The organism is Pseudomonas sp. 300 (assembly GCF_055803035.1).
The window spans coordinates 1,054,587-1,069,276 of record NZ_JAVLRV010000001.1 but is presented as its reverse complement, the minus strand read 5'-3'; the positions used below and the strand labels follow the sequence as shown (position 1 = coordinate 1,069,276).

Below are 14,690 nucleotides of genomic sequence, written 5' to 3'. Positions count from 1 at the left end.
CACGGGCGCTACTGACCTAAAAGCCCCGCCCTAGAGCGGGGCTTTTTATTGCCCGCGATTCCGGCAAAAGCGCGATTACTCTCTGTGTATCGACGCCAGAAAAAAACTTCCCTTAACCCTTGAGCACCACGGGTCCGCCTGCGGGGAACGTCAACTCACTTTCCAGCCAAGACCTCAGTGGTGCGATTGCTGAGGTCATCATGCACCCGACCCCCTTGTATCGTCAGTTAGCCAACCACTACCTCGACGCAATCCGCAGCGGCACCTTGAAAACCGGGGAACGCTTCCCTTCCATTCGGTTGATGATGGAAAAACACGCCGTCAGCCTGTCGACTGCCGTGCAGGTGTGCCGGGAGCTTGAGGACTATGGCGTCCTGGAAGCTCGTCCGCGCTCCGGCAACTACATTCGCCAGCCGGACACCTTGCCCAAACCGGTTGTGACCACAACCCCTGCGCCCCTTGATACCGGGGTCTACCTCGGCATTCACGAGCAGGTGTCATCGGTGCTCAAGGCCAGCCAACGCGCGACGATCAAGGTCAATTTCGCCAGCGCCTACTGTGCGCCACAACTCTATCCGTTGAAGACCCTGCAGGATCACATGATCAAAGCGCTGCGTCAGGACCAGCATTTGCTTGGTATGCAAGGCTCGACCAGCGGCAACATCGAGCTGCGCAACATCCTTGCCCGACGAGCGCTGACGACGAAGGCCAATCTGAGCGCCGAGAAAATGGTAATCACCCACGGCGCGACCGAAGCGATCAACCTCGCCTTGCGTGCGGTCACCCACCCCGGCGACACCGTGGCCGTGGAGTCGCCGACCTTTTACGGCCTGCTGCAAATTCTTGAAAGCTTGAACTTGCGCGTGCTGGAAGTCCCGGCAACGGCGCACTCGGGCATCAACCTGTTCGCGCTCGAACAGTTGTTGCAAGGCCCCGAACGGATTCGGGCGCTGATCGTCATTCCCAACCTGCAGAATCCACTGGGCAGCATCATGCCCGACGCCAACAAGGCGCGGCTGGTGCAATTGTGTGCCGAGCACAGCACCGTGCTGATCGAAGACGACACCTATGGCGACCTGGTGGACACCGAGCTGCCGTTATCCACGCTCAAACACTGGGACCGCACCGACAACGTCATCTACTGCGCATCGCTGAACAAAACCCTGGCACCGGGTGTACGGCTGGGCTGGATCAGCGCCGGGCAGTGGCACGACCGCGTGGAAATGCTCAAACACACGCAGTCCCGAGGTTGTGAAACGTTGTCGCAACTGGCGGTCAGTGCGTTCATGAAGACACCGTCCTACGAACGTTACCTGCGCCGCTTGAGGAAAACGCTGACGCAACAGCGCCAGCAGATGAGTGCGGCAATCACTCGCTACTTTCCACCGGGTACCCGCATAACCCATCCACAGGGCGGTACGTTGTTGTGGGTGGAGCTGCCACCTGAACAGGCGTCCATGGCGTTTTTTCATGCAGCGTTGAAGGCGGGCATCCAGATTTTGCCTGGGGATATCTTCTCCAATGCCCAGCGTTTCAATCACTTCGTGCGTATTGGTTGTGGGGCGCCGTATTCACCGAAAATCGATGAAGCGTTGGCAACTTTGGGCCGACTACTCAAAAACCAAAGCTGAAACATGACCTGGAGCCAGCTTGCTGGCGATGGCGGAATGTCAGGCGACATCGATGTCGACTGATCCGCCGCTATCGCCAGCAAACGGCACGCCGCCCGGCCGCTCCTACACAGGATTGGCGTGCAGGCAGATGATGTGCGGATCATCGTTCCAATGCGGGAAACGCTCAGCGATCAACGGATCATGGCCGGGAATGACGTGGTCTTCGCTGTCCGCCAAACGGTCGATTTCGATAAACGCCTCCAGCGTCTGTGCCAGATCATCAATGATCGGAAACGGACTGCGCTGACGAATGTTCGCCCACAAATGCGCCGCGTCCGACGCCAGGACAATCCACCCGCGCCCGGTATTCACCCGCACGACCTGGCTACCCGGCGTGTGGCCACCCACCGGGTGCAGGGTCACGCCGGGAACCACCTCGACTGTGCCGGTATGCAAACGCAAGCGCCCCTCGAACAACGGTGGCAGCGCCGACATCACATCTTCGACCTCGTAGGTTTTGTTCACCGTGCGATGGGCCATTTTCGGGCCGGTACAGAAACGCAGCTCCGCTTCCTGCAAATGCACCGTGGCTTTCGGAAACAGCCCCAGGTTGCCGGCGTGATCCCAGTGAAGATGGGTGAGGATCAGGTTTTCAACCTGCGCCGGATCGATGTCCAGTTGCCGTAGGGAATCTTCCGGCAGGCGATACATCTGACGGTTGCGCCGATCCGCTGTTGCCGGTTGAAAACAGGTGTCGACCACGATCACCTGCTGCTCATTGCGTATGACCCAGAAGTAGTAATCCAGCGGCATCGACGCATTGGGGTCACCACAGCAAGCGTCGTAAAGAAAGTTCTCGCGTGCGGTGCGTTGGGCATTGGCGCCGACACGGATGGCGAACACTTCGTACACAGGAACGAACATATTCACCTCCGGATCAGGCCACTGCAGTGGTTTTCAGGGTCGGACGGAAGTCGAAATCGATCTCGTCGCTAATCCCCAGATCCTGCGCCAGACGATGCAAACCGCTGTAGTCGCGCATGATCGTGGCGTTCTTGTTGCTCTCCCGGGTGTCGGCAATGATCAGTGCCGCATCCTCGACGCCGAGTTGCGTCAGAATCGCCTCCCACATCGAGTAGTCCTGAGCGACAAAAGCACTCAGCGCCACCGACAGCGTTTGTGCGAAAAATGCCCGTTGAGTCGGCTGCATGTTCGCGTACATGACCTTCGCCACCTCCGCGAGAATCTTGCTGTGGGCGTATTCGTCGCGGTTATGCAGCTCTGCCACGCGGCGGTTTTGCGGTTGAATGGTTTGATCGTCGGCCAGCAGATCCAGGTACGCATTGACGCTGATCTCGGCCACCACCGCGAACGTAATCGCCGCCAGATCGCGCTGCCACTGTTCGGGCAATGCTTCACGCAGCGCGGCAAGACGCAGATAGGTCACCGACGGCGGCAGGTCCAGATCCTGATCGAGCGCTCGCTCCTCTTTGGTCCGTTCGATGGCCCGCAGGTGCATGAGCGTGTGGTAGTGCTCGTCGATCAACGTCTGCTGCATCGCCTCGCGAAAATGCCAGTCGTTCTTGCCCAGATACTGATTGGCGATAACGCTCAGCGCCGGGTTCACCACATGCTCTTCGGCCGTCACCGTGCGCAGGTTGTAGCCGATCCAGCCCCAGGTCACCACGGTGCTTTTGAGCTCATCGCTCAGGGCCTGGAATTTCGGGTGATGGAAAAACGGCACCATGCACTCCGGGTAATCCGGGCGCGTCGGGTCGAACGCTTCGCTGACCGAGGCCTTGTCCGGCGCGCACACGGTGGCCCTTTTGGTCCAGGCCTGATTAAGCCGCACGACCAGTTGATGATCGACTTTGGCGATCTCGATTGCTGTTTGCATGACGCGATACCTGTAAGACGCGTACCCGTCGAGGGGTACGCCGATGGAATAGTGGGCGACGGATGAATCAGGCCAGCCAGTAGCGGGTCAGGTTTCGCGCCGGGTCAGTGTATCGACTGCGGGCGTGAATCATTCGCCAGTTGTCCCAAATCAGCATGCAGCCGTCGGGAATCAGCACCGGCGTGTTGTTCCGGATGAAGTATTCCTCGCCCAGCATCGCGAACCTCGCCAGTGACGACGAGCTGTTCGTGACCTTCGATTGCTGCAGATCCTCCTCGGAAGGGTTCACATCGCCGTAGTGAAACTGGTTGTAGCTGAAGCGGAAAATGTCCCCGTCCTCTGTAGGCGTCAGGATGTATTCCCTGACTCGCGTTTGTGCCGCTTCACCCGGTTTGGCGGTGGCTACGAATTCCACGGGGGTGTCGTCGATCCATTCCCGCAACTCGGGTTCGGTGCGCTCGAGAAACCCCAGAAATTCAATCCCGTCGACCAGCCCGGTATGCCCGCCACCGCACGTGGCCTGATGATGACAATGCAGCGCCAGATAGCGCGGCGGCGGCCCATAGACCGGCGCTTCGGTGTGCGGGCCGATGCCGTTCATGCTCTGGGAATACGGCAACGCTTCATACCCCGGCTTGCGGGTAATGGCGAACGCCGTCTGCCCGTTGAACTGCGGAATGATCTGACCGAACTCACGCAGCGTGCCGACGACATCGTAGGCAAATTCGGCAGGGGTCAGCACCGTCCAGCCACGGGACGACAATTCTTCATGGCGGTGGCCCAGCGAAACGTAAGGTGTAGACGCAACAATCCCTTGATCTGACATGGTGAGGTTCCTGGCGGTTGATCAGGCGTTAACGGTTGAGGTGTAAGCGGCAATGAATTCGCGGCAGGCGTTGCCTGGGCGGTAGCGCTGCTGGTCGATGCTTTGCACCGGGGTGATTTCGGCGGCGGTACCCGTCAGAAAACACTCGTCGAAGTCGCCAAGCTCCGTAGGCAGAATCGTGCGTTCGACCACCTGGTAATCCAGCGCCCCGGCCAATTCGATAACGGTCTGGCGGGTGATGCCATTGAGGAAGCAGTCGGGCAGCGGCGTGTGCAGCGTCCGGTCCTTGACGAAGAACACGTTGGCACTCGTGGCTTCGGCAACGTGGCCGCGCCAGTCGAGCATCAGCGCGTCGTGATAACCGTTGTTTTCCGCATCGTGCTTGCTCAGGGTGGCGATCTGGTAATGCCCGGACGCCTTGGCCTCGAACGGGCTGCTGCTGGGCGGTGGCCGACGCCACTCGGCGGTCTTCATGCGAATGCCGCCCATGTGCCCTGCCGGGTCGAAGTAACTCGGCCATTGCCAGCAGGCGATCGCCACGTGAATGCGGTTGAAACGGGCCGAGGTGGAAATCATTTCACTGCCACGCCACGCCACCGGCCGCAGATAACCGTCGACCACGTTGTTGCGTTGCAGCAGTTCATGACTGGCCGCTTCCAGTTCGGCCAGCTCATAGGGAATCGCAAAATCCATCAATTGCGCCGAGCGATACAGCCGCTCGCTGTGTTCGCGCAGTTTGAAGATCTTGCCGTTGTAGACACGTTCCCCTTCATACACCGTGCTCGCGTAATGCAGGCCGTGACTCAGCACGTGCAGTCGCGCCTGGGACCACTCGACAAACTCGCCGTCGAGCCAGATAAAACCTTCTCGCTGATCAAACGGAATACCGCTCATATCCCTATCTCCTGATGAATCGTCCTACGCCGTTTCGAGCAGGACCGGTATTAATTCGGGCGCCGCAACAGGCTCTGGCTGAAAGAAGAACGAGCGCTCGCCAAACGCTGGCCGCAACTCATCGAACCAGGTCGCGTTCGGATCAAAGCGCGCATAGAACGTGCGCAACACCCATTGCGGGTCCCGGGCCTGGAGAAACTGCAACACGAAGACTTTTTCCCCGGCCACGGTCTCGATGCCGTTAATCAGCACCTTGCCGTAGAAGGTGCTCATGGACGGCCCGCGCACGGTGCGCGCCAGCCCGGAGACCGTGCGGTAAGCCGCCTGGAAGATCTCGAAGGCCCGCGCCAACGGCATTGCAAAGTAGTGGCTGGGGCCGGTATCGCGCTCGACAAACATGTAATAAGGCACCGCGCCCAGCCGCACCCCCTCGGTCCACAGTTCGGCCCAATCCCCAGGGTTTTCGTTGATGTGGCGGATCACCGGCGCCTGCATGCGCAACGTCGCTCCGGTGGACCGAATGCGCTCGATGGCCTGCCGGGCAATGTCCTGACGAATCTCGACCGGGTGGTTGTAGTGCCCCATGACCGACAGATTTTTCCCGGCCGCGACAATGCGTTTAAACAGATCCAGCAGTTCCGGCGCGTCCTTGTCGCTGACAAACCGCTGCGGCCAGTACGCCACGGACTTGGTGCCGATGCGGATGCTTTTGAGGTGCGGCAGCGCCAGCAGCGGCTCGATGTAACCGGCCAGCGACCGGGTGTTCATGATCATCGGATCGCCACCGGTGATCAGCACATCCGTCACTTCAGTGTGCACCCGCAGGTAATTCACCAGCTCCTGGGACTCTCGCGCGTTGAACTTGAGTTCTTCCTCGCCGATGAACTGCGCCCAGCGGAAGCAGAACGTACAGTAGGCGTGACACGTCTGACCGGCGCCGGGGAAAAACAGCACAGTCTCGCGGTACTTGTGCTGAATGCCCGGCAGGACTTTTCCGTCGAGGGTCGCGCCGTTGTGCGTCAGCTGCCCGGCCGGATGCGGGTTCATGCGCAACCAGATCGCCTCGATCCGCCGCTTGATGGCGACGGCGTCGTCCCGTTCGATCAATTGCTTGAGCGACGCATACTCATCCGGCAGCAGCATGTCCTTGTGCGGAAACGTCATGCGAAAAATCGGATCGTCCGGGATGTTGTCCCAGTCGATCAGCGTGCCCAGCACGTATTCATTGGTGCGAAACGGCATGACCCGCGCCACCACCGTCATGGCTTCCTGCAACGCTGGCGTCAGTTTCTGCCAGTACGGTGTGTCGCGAATGGTGCGTGAGTTGTAGGGTTTGAATCTTTCCTGCTCCGACGGTCCCTGCATGGCAGCGCTCCTGGTGATTGCCTGGCGTGAGTTACTGGATGACCGGCGCTGCGCGCTCTATGTCCATCCATGCCCGAACGCTGTCGCGATCCCACTGCCGACGCACATAGGCCGCGAGCCGCTGAGGCACGCGATCGCCATTGGCGAGCAGTCGGTTGAGCATGATTGCCAGGTCGGTGTCGGCAATGCTCCAGTCACCGAACAGGTGATCGGCGCCCTCCTCCAGCAACCGATCCGCCACGAAGAACAGCCTTGCGACCGCAGCCAAGGCCTCGTCGGACAACGGGTTGTCTTTCTTGCCGAAGTAGATGAGGTCTGCCGGACGCTCTTTGCGAATCACCAACAAATCACTGCGCAGCCATGCCTGGAGTTGACGGGCGCGAGCGCGCTGTTTGATGTCGAGCGGGAACAGCTTTTTATGCCCCGGCGCTATGTCTTCCAGGTATTCGGCAATGGCCGAAGATTCCGACAGCGCAAAACCATCATGAACCAGAGTGGGAATCTTGCAGGTCAGCGATACATCACGATAATTCGCCAGGTAGTTATCGCGAGCCTTCAAGTCCACCGTGACAAGTTCAAATGAAAGTTGCTTCTCTTTCAACGCCACAAATGCCGACATTGCAAAAGCGCTGACAAAATCTGCGCCGACATAGAGTTTCAGCTTCGTACTATCCATAGAACGCTCCCTTGCACTAACCACAATAATCCGTTGCATTGGAATCGATCGTAGTTAGTTGCTCAGGTGCTGAACAGATACAGAAATTATCTGTTTCTACGGATACAGAAACTCAAAAGAGCCATGGCCAGGAGGTGTCAGAAATGAAAAAGGGAGTCGGCGAATGCGGACTCCCTGGGACAGTGATGGGGCTGATTGAGCGTGTCAGACCGTGGCGTCTGCAGCATTGGAGAGCAGCGCCATCTGGGGCATGTTGCTCATGTTCAACATAGCCAGCGGCTCAGTGGCGCTGGTGTTGACGAAGCCGTGCCGGGTCCAGGCCGGCACCAGCAACACGTCGCCGGGGCTGATGTTCACTGCATCGGCATCGCCCAGGGTCAAGGTGCCGCTGCCGGACTGAATGATGAACAGGTGCCACCATGAATGAGCATGACCGTTCAGCTCCGTGCCGGGTTTCAACCATTGCATCGACACCGCCATCCCTGGCGTCAGTTTGCAACCTTCGCTGCTGTCATGGTGAGCCAGGGCCACAATGTCCACCTCGCTGGCCGCAAGGCTCTGACGCATATCGGTCAGTTCATCGCCCTTCCACACCCGTGCATTCACCGGCGGGCGGGTTAAACTCTGACGAAAGTCATTATATGAAAAAAACCCACCTTGAATGTTATTCATCCGCAAACACCGACTGATTAGCGAGTTAAGTGACCAGACACTAGGCGAACAATTGATCGCTGTAAAGTCGGCACACTAACACTCACAACACCGAAGGCCGAAGTGCCACAATCATGTCAACTTCCACGGCGGCATTTTTCGGTAACTGATAAACGCCGACCGTGGTTCGAGTATGTTTGCCCGCATCGCCCAGTACATGACTGAAGACATCCGACGCACCGTTGGCAACTTCGCTGAGGTCAACAAAGTCCGCCGTGGACTTCACGTAGACCGTGATACGTATCAGCGACTTTATTTTGTCCAGCGAGCCGATGGCATCGACGATCAGGGCCAGCCCGCGCATTGCACTGATACTGGCGGCCGCTTGCGCATCGCTCAGGCTGAGCTCCAGCCCCACTCTGCCGGGGTACTGGATTTTGCCCGTCATGCGTGGCACCAGACCGCTGAGATAGAGCTCATCGTGATGCCGAATCAGCGGCACGTAATGACCGCCCGCGGTGTTCTCGCCGTAGATGTCATAGTCGAGCTCTTTCGCCAGGGCTATAAAGCGTTCATCACAGGTCATTTTTTGCTCGATCATTGAAACAATCCTCTCAACTCAAAAATACCAAAGCGCAGATCCGCGAGACTCAACCCATGGCTCTCGCCGGCGCTGCCAGACAGGTGACTTCGACACGTGACTCGATGGCGTCCGCCAGGCGCAGCAGGTTGTCGCTGAGCCGTCCGTAGTCTTCGCTGAACAAGACGATGTGGCCGATAAACGAGGTGTTGTCCTTCACCAGCGCGGTGACCGAATCACTGAGGCGTTTGGCGTAAACCCCTTCCACCAGATCGATGTTCAGGTCCCGGGCCAGGGACTCGATGTCCGGCACGTAGCGCAGCAGTCCGCCGGCCGACGCCCGAAGTAGACGGATGCCGCAATAGCCCCGTGCAACGGGATCGTGATGGTCGGTCTTGCCTTCTACCGCCCATCTGACCCAGCGCTCCCACGGATCGAAATCGACGAACGCCAGCCTGGCCAGGTCCCAGATATGCATGCCGCCGGGGCGCATGTTGGTTTCCACCGCCGACGTCAGGCCGTCGGCGCGCAGGAACACCTCGTTGTGGTACGCGCCGTTATCCAGCGAGACCAACCCGGACATGTGTCGTCCGGCGGCCGCCAGCCGGGCCTGCACGTCTGCCGCCAGCGGTGCCGGCACCACTTGCTGGATTTCCGCGCGATAGGCGCCTTCGGTGGTGGTTTTCTCAGTGACCCACGTGCTGCCCGCGACGAAATCCCAGCTGTATTCCCGGGCGTTCTGGATCAACTCTTCAAGGACGATGCCGCCCTCGCGATACGGCTTGAGTGCCTGCCACGCCTCATCGCATTCGGACGGATGATGGATGACCCGACAACCTCTGCTCGCGCCTTCGCAGGCGGGTTTGATGAAGGCTTTACCGCCCAGCTCAACGACCCGTTGACGCAGCTCCGCGAGACTGTCGATGCGCACGGAAAACACCGCACGATAATCTTCCGGCGAACGCTCGGCCGCCGCTTCCAGCTTGCGAAAGATTTGTTTATCCAACCCCGCACGCGCCTCGGCCGGGGTGATGCCGGGCAAACCGTAATGGCTCGCCAGCGCCGCGCCGAGCAGTACGCCACGGTCGGAAAACGGCAGCACGCCGATCAGCTTCCAGTGATCGGCATTCAAGCACCCCGCCACCAGTTCCAGGGAGTCGGTGACGTCTTCCGGCGCCAGGGACGTGCTGCAGACGTGATCGGCCACCTGGTCGTCATCAGGCTGAATATTCTCGACCAGCAGGATCAACCGGGCGTCGTAGAGTTTTTTGCAGAGGTCGCGCAGCTTCTGGATATCGTGAACCCGGTTGCCGTTGTACCCGACCACTACTACGCATGACGTGGTGCTCATGAAACCTCCGACCTGTGGAGTAAAAAACGCAAACGCGGTGACTCAGTCGTGCAGTGACGCGTTGGCTCTGCGGTTGAACCAGTACCAGGCGAGGATGCCGCCCGCGCCGATGGCAGCCAGTACCAGAGCGCTATAGGACGGCGGCATCACCCGCATGATCAGCACCGTCAGCCCGGCACCGACGCCCAGGGACACTTCCTTGACGAACATGTTGTTTTGTTTGACGGAGAAGTAATCGAGGTAGCTGAACGCGCACTCGGCGATGGACAGCAGCGCCACCCAGATCAACGCGCCGGCGAGGGTTTCGACGTGGAACGCCGCCGGTGACGAGAGCACCGCGAAACCACCGATGATGATCCCGATGACGGCCACCACCTTGAAGCGCCCGGTACGTTCGATCAGTTTCATCACCGGCACCTGGGCGAAGACCACCACGGCGCTGTTGAGGATCAGCATCAGGCCATACCAGGCCGGCAGTTCACCGGTTTTGAGCAGGATTGCCTGGGGCAGGATCGAGAACACGCCGAACAGCTTGATGCCCATGATGATCCCGGCGATCACCCACGGTAGTTTGTTGCGCCAGCCGCTGCCGTCGTGGGTGGTCGGTTGGGCGACCGTCGATTGCGTGGTGAAGGTCGCGCCCATGGCGATGGGCAGGCACAGCAGGACAAAACTGGCGGCGCCGAGAAAAAACATCGTCGGGGTCAGCAGCGGCGAGAGCAGGATCAGCCCCGCCACCAGACTGCCCATGTTCATGGCGACGCGGTTGTAGGCCGCGCCCTCTTTGGTCTGGGCGGCTTCGCTCTTGATCAGATAACCGGCAATGGCAATGCCGTAGGCGAACAACGCGGCGGCGAACATCACCATGCCCTGATTGCTGGTGACCGCGAGTAATACCAGCCCAAGGGCGGCACACATCAGTGTGACGCTCAGGGAGCGACGGCCCAGCACCAATAGCGTCAGCGGCAGTAACAGCAATAACGCGCGATACCCGAGGGCGAGGATGCTGTTGGTGGCAGTGTCGAGCCAGACGTTGGCCTTGCCCAGCACCGCGAACAGCGACACGGCAGTGATGATTCGAATCGTGAACAGGCGAATGTTAATCACCGGTTTAGCGACGGCGACCGTTGTTTGAACACTCATGCAACACCTCTGGAACCAGCGATTATTCAGGCGTTCAGCGCGAACAATCAGGAAAGTCTGTAAGGTGATGGTAGAGAGAGTCGCTTGTTTTCATCAGAGCAAGTTCGTATAGAATCAAACGAACTTTACTGCCGGAGAGACCAGTAAAATGCAGGTTCAGCGAGCAGTGATCGCCGCCATCGAGTTCCAGCCGGGAGTGCCGCTGGTCCAGCAGATTGTCGATCAATTGTCGGTGGTGATCAGCCAGGGCGGGCTGCCTCACGGCTCGCGGCTGCCGCCGATTCGCGAACTTTCCGAGTTGATGAACGTGGGCAAGTCCACGGTGGTGGATGCGCTGGACCGCTTGCGCGCCAAGGGTCTGGTGGTTTCACGCCAGGGTTCGGGGCATTACGTGCACCGTTCCAGCACCACGCTCAAGACCGATGCCGGCCCCGACCTGCAACCTCAAGACACACTGAGCGTGGTCCGCCGCGCGGTACTGCAGGACAACGGCGCGCTACGCCCAGGTGCCGGTTTCCTGCCGTCCTCGTGGCTGCCGGCAGAAGAATTGTTGAAAGCCGTGCGCGGCACCCTGCGCGCCACCTCCCTGCGCATGGGCGAGTACGGCGTCGCCGCCGGTTATTTGCCGCTGCGCGAAGCGTTGCGGGTCAAACTGGCGACCTTGGGCATCGAAGTGCCGGTGGACCAGATCATCACCACCGCCAACACCGTGCAGGCCATCGACATGCTGATGCGCCTGCTGGTCAAACCCGGCGACACGGTGCTGCTCGACGACCCCTGCTACTTCACCATGCACACCAACCTGGCCTTGCATGGCGCCCGGGTCATCACCATTCCCCGTGCCGCTGAGGGCATGGACCTGGACGCCTTCGAGCAATTGCTGATTGTCCATCGGCCCGTGCTCTACATGACCAACAACACCCTGCACAACCCGACCGGGCACTCGTTCTCCCCGGCGCAGGTCTATCGCTTGCTGGAGTTGAGCCACCGATATGGTTTTCACATCGTCGAAGACGATTTGTATTGCGATATGCAGCAACGAACGACACCGCGCCTGGCAGCGGGCGGGCTGGACAACGTCAGTTACGTTTCTGGCTTCTCCAAGACCCTGACGGCCAACAGTCGGGTCAGCTATGCGGTGCTTTCGCCGCAACTGGCGGCACGGATGGTCACCCTGAAAATGGCCTGCGGTGGCATGACGTCGGAACTGGCGGAGCAGATTATCTGCACGATGCTCAGTGACGGCAGCTACGCCAAACACACCCGGCGCACGGTGGATCGGCTTTACGAGTCGAGCAGTCGGGTGAGCCGTTGGTTGGTGGAAGCCGGTTGCTCGGTTTCATCGCTGCCCCATGAAGGGTTGTTTCTCTGGACGCGATTGCCCGAAGGGCATCATGCCGAAACGCTGGCGAGGAAGGGGCTGGATATTGACCTGGTGCTGGCGCCCGGCACCCTGCTCAGCAAAGCGCCGGATGCCAGTCACTTCCTGCGTTTCAACGTGGCGCACAGCGATAACGTGCAGGTGCGGGAGCGGTTCTTGCGGTTGCTGGACACACCAAGCCAGTAACTGACCACCACCGTCCCTGTGGGAGCGAGCCTGCTCGCGAAGAGGCCGACACATCGAGCATTGATGTCGCCTGATGTACCGCCATCGCGAGCAGGCTCGCTCCCACAAGGGTTTGGCGGCGGACACAAAAATTGCGGCTACGCAGGTTTAATTGCAGGAACAAGCTTGCTCGCGAATGGGGCGACACAGTCCACCCGAGCACACGCAATAAAAAACCCCGCACTTCTCACGAAGGCGGGGTTTTTCTTTACAGCATCCGACGCTTAAGGCGCGTACGTCAGCAGCAGCTCGGTCGGCACTTTGAAGTCCAGGGACATCATCACGCTCAACGCGGTAATGGTGAAGATCGAGAACACAAACAGCTTGCGTGCCCAGACCGTGTCATCCACTGCCTTGTAGCCGGTCCAGGCCATGTACAACCAGTACATGCCCATGGCTGCGGCGACGGCGAGGTAGCTCATGCCGGCGTAGCCGCTGAAGGTCAGCATCAAGGTCGCCACGAGGAAGGCCAGGATGTAGATCAGAATGTGCTTCTTCGCCACTTGAATCCCGCGCTTCACCGGCAGCACCGGAATCGAGGCGGCCAGGTAATCGTTGAAGCGGAAGATCGCGATGGCGTAGGAATGCGGCATCTGCCACAAGCTGAACATCACCAGCAATGTCAGTGCAGCCATGTCGAAGCTGTTGGTCACAGCCACGTAGCCAATCACCGGCGGCATCGCGCCCGACAGACTGCCCACCAGCGTGCCGTGAACCGACTTGCGCTTGAGGTACAGGCTGTAGAAACCGACGTAGATGACGAAACCGATCACTGCGAACAGCGCGGCCAACGGGTTGGCCACCTTGTACAACAACGCAACGCCGGCAACACCCAGGACGGTCGCGAAGATCAGGGCCAGTTTCAGGGAGATCAAGCCCTGGACCAGCACCCGGTTCTTGGTGCGTTCCATCTTGATGTCGATGTCGCGGTCGATGCAGTTGTTGAACACGCAACCGGAAGCCACCACCAGGGACGTGCCGATCATGGCGGCCAGGAAAATGGCCAGATCGACATGCCCTTTCGAGGCCAGGAAAAATCCGCCTGCCACTGAAAGCACGTTACCGAAAATGATCCCCGGTTTGGTGATTTGGATAAAGTGCTTCAAGGACATCCGGACTTACCTCACTTCGCCATCATGTTGGTGTGGATGCTGAACATGATCCACAGCGACAGGCCAACCAGCAGGACAATCACGATCGCGGCGAACACAAATGCAATCACGTTGTTACGCTGCGCGGCGGAACGGTCCAGGTGCAGGAAGTACACCAGGTGCACCAGCACCTGGATCACTGCAAACGCCAGGACGATCCACAGGGTGAGCGATTTCGGCAGCGACGGGTACATCACCAGGCCGAAAGGAATGACGGTCAGGATCACCGACAGGATGAAACCGATAGCGTAAGACTTGACGCTGCCGTGGCCGGCGTCGTGGCTATCGTGGGAATGAGCGTTAGCCATTTACATAGTCCCCATCAGATAAACAACGGTGAATACGCAGATCCACACCACGTCCAGGAAGTGCCAGAACAGGCTCAGGCAGCTCAGACGGGTCTTGTTGGTCGCCGTCAGGCCGTTTTTCTGCACCTGATACATCATGATCGCCATCCAGATCAGACCGCTGGTCACGTGCAGACCGTGGGTACCGACCAGGGTGAAGAACCCGGACAGGAAGCCGCTGCGGCTAGGACCGAAGCCCTCGGAAATCAACACGTGGAACTCGTTGATTTCCATGCCGATGAAGCCGGCGCCGAACAGGAAGGTCATGGCCAGCCAGCCCAAAACCTGGTTCTTCTTGCCCTTGAACAACGCCAGCATGGCGAAGCCGTAGGTGATCGAGCTGAACAGCAGCAGAGCGGTTTCGCCCAGTACGTACGGCAGCTCGAAGATGTCGTGGCCCGACGGGCCACCCGCTACGTTGTTAACCAGTACCGCGTACGCCGCGAAGATCGATGCAAACAGGATGCAGTCGGTCATCAGGTAGAGCCAGAAACCGAATACGGTCATCTCGCCCGAGTCGTGGTGATGGTCATCGTGCCCATGTCCATCGACATGGGTGTGTCCAGCATTGGTCACTAAGTTCGACATGG

At 59.4% G+C, this 14,690-nt stretch carries 15 protein-coding genes; 2 read left to right on the top strand and 13 right to left on the bottom strand.

The features are described from left to right. Window positions 1–200 precede the first annotated feature (200 nt). Complete coding sequence (locus Q7W83_RS04870; RefSeq protein WP_150639240.1) at window positions 201–1,631, top strand: aminotransferase-like domain-containing protein; 1,431 nt, start codon at window positions 201–203, stop codon at window positions 1,629–1,631. A gap of 105 nt (window positions 1,632–1,736) precedes the next feature. Here the strand turns inward: Q7W83_RS04870 and Q7W83_RS04865 are convergent, their stop codons facing one another. The 10 genes from Q7W83_RS04865 to Q7W83_RS04820 all read right to left on the bottom strand — a co-directional run bounded on the left by Q7W83_RS04865 (window position 1,737) and on the right by Q7W83_RS04820 (window position 10,996). Then, window positions 1,737–2,537, bottom strand: a complete 801-nt coding sequence (locus Q7W83_RS04865; protein WP_473655733.1) for an N-acyl homoserine lactonase family protein — start codon at window positions 2,535–2,537, stop codon at window positions 1,737–1,739. Window positions 2,538–2,550: 13 nt separating this feature from the next. Next, window positions 2,551–3,510, bottom strand: a complete 960-nt coding sequence (locus Q7W83_RS04860; protein ID WP_150631922.1) for a diiron oxygenase — start codon at window positions 3,508–3,510, stop codon at window positions 2,551–2,553. A gap of 67 nt (window positions 3,511–3,577) precedes the next feature. After that, the gene (locus Q7W83_RS04855) at window positions 3,578–4,336 is read right to left on the bottom strand and encodes a TauD/TfdA family dioxygenase (RefSeq protein WP_458377895.1); all 759 of its coding nucleotides are present in this window, start codon (window positions 4,334–4,336) and stop codon (window positions 3,578–3,580) included. Between the two features lie 21 nt (window positions 4,337–4,357). Further along, window positions 4,358–5,230 carry a branched-chain amino acid aminotransferase gene (locus Q7W83_RS04850; RefSeq protein ID WP_473655732.1) on the bottom strand — a complete coding sequence of 291 codons (873 nt, stop codon included), beginning with the start codon at window positions 5,228–5,230 and terminating at the stop codon, window positions 4,358–4,360. 24 nt (window positions 5,231–5,254) lie between these two features. Next, entirely contained in the window at window positions 5,255–6,595 is a 1,341-nt protein-coding gene (locus Q7W83_RS04845; protein ID WP_150631919.1) for a KamA family radical SAM protein, read from the bottom strand. A 31-nt stretch (window positions 6,596–6,626) separates the two neighbouring features. Then, window positions 6,627–7,271: a glutathione transferase gene (yfcF, locus tag Q7W83_RS04840; RefSeq protein ID WP_150654441.1), complete on the bottom strand. Its 645-nt coding sequence runs from the start codon at window positions 7,269–7,271 to the stop codon at window positions 6,627–6,629. Between the two features lie 204 nt (window positions 7,272–7,475). Beyond that, the gene (locus Q7W83_RS04835; RefSeq protein ID WP_473655731.1) at window positions 7,476–7,943 is read right to left on the bottom strand and encodes a cupin domain-containing protein; all 468 of its coding nucleotides are present in this window, start codon (window positions 7,941–7,943) and stop codon (window positions 7,476–7,478) included. Between the two features lie 82 nt (window positions 7,944–8,025). Then, window positions 8,026–8,523 (bottom strand): RidA family protein, encoded by a 498-nt coding sequence (locus Q7W83_RS04830; RefSeq protein WP_191623688.1) that lies wholly within the window; start codon window positions 8,521–8,523, stop codon window positions 8,026–8,028. A 49-nt stretch (window positions 8,524–8,572) separates the two neighbouring features. Next, window positions 8,573–9,853 carry an ATP-grasp domain-containing protein gene (locus tag Q7W83_RS04825; protein WP_150631916.1) on the bottom strand — a complete coding sequence of 427 codons (1,281 nt, stop codon included), beginning with the start codon at window positions 9,851–9,853 and terminating at the stop codon, window positions 8,573–8,575. 42 nt (window positions 9,854–9,895) lie between these two features. Further along, window positions 9,896–10,996, bottom strand: a complete 1,101-nt coding sequence (locus tag Q7W83_RS04820; RefSeq protein ID WP_150631915.1) for a hypothetical protein — start codon at window positions 10,994–10,996, stop codon at window positions 9,896–9,898. Between the two features lie 148 nt (window positions 10,997–11,144). Between Q7W83_RS04820 and Q7W83_RS04815 the strand changes: the two genes are divergently transcribed. Beyond that, window positions 11,145–12,563, top strand: coding sequence for an aminotransferase-like domain-containing protein (locus Q7W83_RS04815; RefSeq protein ID WP_473655730.1), 1,419 nt, complete (start codon window positions 11,145–11,147; stop codon window positions 12,561–12,563). A gap of 263 nt (window positions 12,564–12,826) precedes the next feature. Here the strand turns inward: Q7W83_RS04815 and cyoE are convergent, their stop codons facing one another. Genes cyoE through Q7W83_RS04800 form a run of 3 tightly spaced genes read right to left on the bottom strand, consistent with a single transcriptional unit; the run spans window position 12,827 to window position 14,688 of the window. Continuing rightward, window positions 12,827–13,714: a heme o synthase gene (cyoE, locus tag Q7W83_RS04810; RefSeq protein WP_150631912.1), complete on the bottom strand. Its 888-nt coding sequence runs from the start codon at window positions 13,712–13,714 to the stop codon at window positions 12,827–12,829. An 11-nt stretch (window positions 13,715–13,725) separates the two neighbouring features. Beyond that, on the bottom strand, window positions 13,726–14,061 hold the full coding sequence (gene cyoD, locus Q7W83_RS04805) for a cytochrome o ubiquinol oxidase subunit IV (protein WP_084320724.1): 336 nt from the start codon (window positions 14,059–14,061) through the stop codon (window positions 13,726–13,728). Continuing rightward, entirely contained in the window at window positions 14,062–14,688 is a 627-nt protein-coding gene (locus Q7W83_RS04800) for a cytochrome o ubiquinol oxidase subunit III (RefSeq protein ID WP_008044529.1), read from the bottom strand. It lies immediately after the preceding gene. Window positions 14,689–14,690 lie beyond the last annotated feature (2 nt).

Coding starts and splice junctions, on each gene's coding strand:
- Q7W83_RS04870 (WP_150639240.1), top strand. CDS start 201: ATGCACCCGACCCCCTTGTATCGTCAGTTAGCCAACCACTACCTCGAC.
- Q7W83_RS04865 (WP_473655733.1), bottom strand. CDS start 2,537: ATGTTCGTTCCTGTGTACGAAGTGTTCGCCATCCGTGTCGGCGCCAAT.
- Q7W83_RS04860 (WP_150631922.1), bottom strand. CDS start 3,510: ATGCAAACAGCAATCGAGATCGCCAAAGTCGATCATCAACTGGTCGTG.
- Q7W83_RS04855 (WP_458377895.1), bottom strand. CDS start 4,336: ATGTCAGATCAAGGGATTGTTGCGTCTACACCTTACGTTTCGCTGGGC.
- Q7W83_RS04850 (WP_473655732.1), bottom strand. CDS start 5,230: ATGAGCGGTATTCCGTTTGATCAGCGAGAAGGTTTTATCTGGCTCGAC.
- Q7W83_RS04845 (WP_150631919.1), bottom strand. CDS start 6,595: ATGCAGGGACCGTCGGAGCAGGAAAGATTCAAACCCTACAACTCACGC.
- yfcF (WP_150654441.1), bottom strand. CDS start 7,271: ATGGATAGTACGAAGCTGAAACTCTATGTCGGCGCAGATTTTGTCAGC.
- Q7W83_RS04835 (WP_473655731.1), bottom strand. CDS start 7,943: ATGAATAACATTCAAGGTGGGTTTTTTTCATATAATGACTTTCGTCAG.
- Q7W83_RS04830 (WP_191623688.1), bottom strand. CDS start 8,523: ATGATCGAGCAAAAAATGACCTGTGATGAACGCTTTATAGCCCTGGCG.
- Q7W83_RS04825 (WP_150631916.1), bottom strand. CDS start 9,853: ATGAGCACCACGTCATGCGTAGTAGTGGTCGGGTACAACGGCAACCGG.
- Q7W83_RS04820 (WP_150631915.1), bottom strand. CDS start 10,996: ATGAGTGTTCAAACAACGGTCGCCGTCGCTAAACCGGTGATTAACATT.
- Q7W83_RS04815 (WP_473655730.1), top strand. CDS start 11,145: ATGCAGGTTCAGCGAGCAGTGATCGCCGCCATCGAGTTCCAGCCGGGA.
- cyoE (WP_150631912.1), bottom strand. CDS start 13,714: ATGTCCTTGAAGCACTTTATCCAAATCACCAAACCGGGGATCATTTTC.
- cyoD (WP_084320724.1), bottom strand. CDS start 14,061: ATGGCTAACGCTCATTCCCACGATAGCCACGACGCCGGCCACGGCAGC.
- Q7W83_RS04800 (WP_008044529.1), bottom strand. CDS start 14,688: ATGTCGAACTTAGTGACCAATGCTGGACACACCCATGTCGATGGACAT.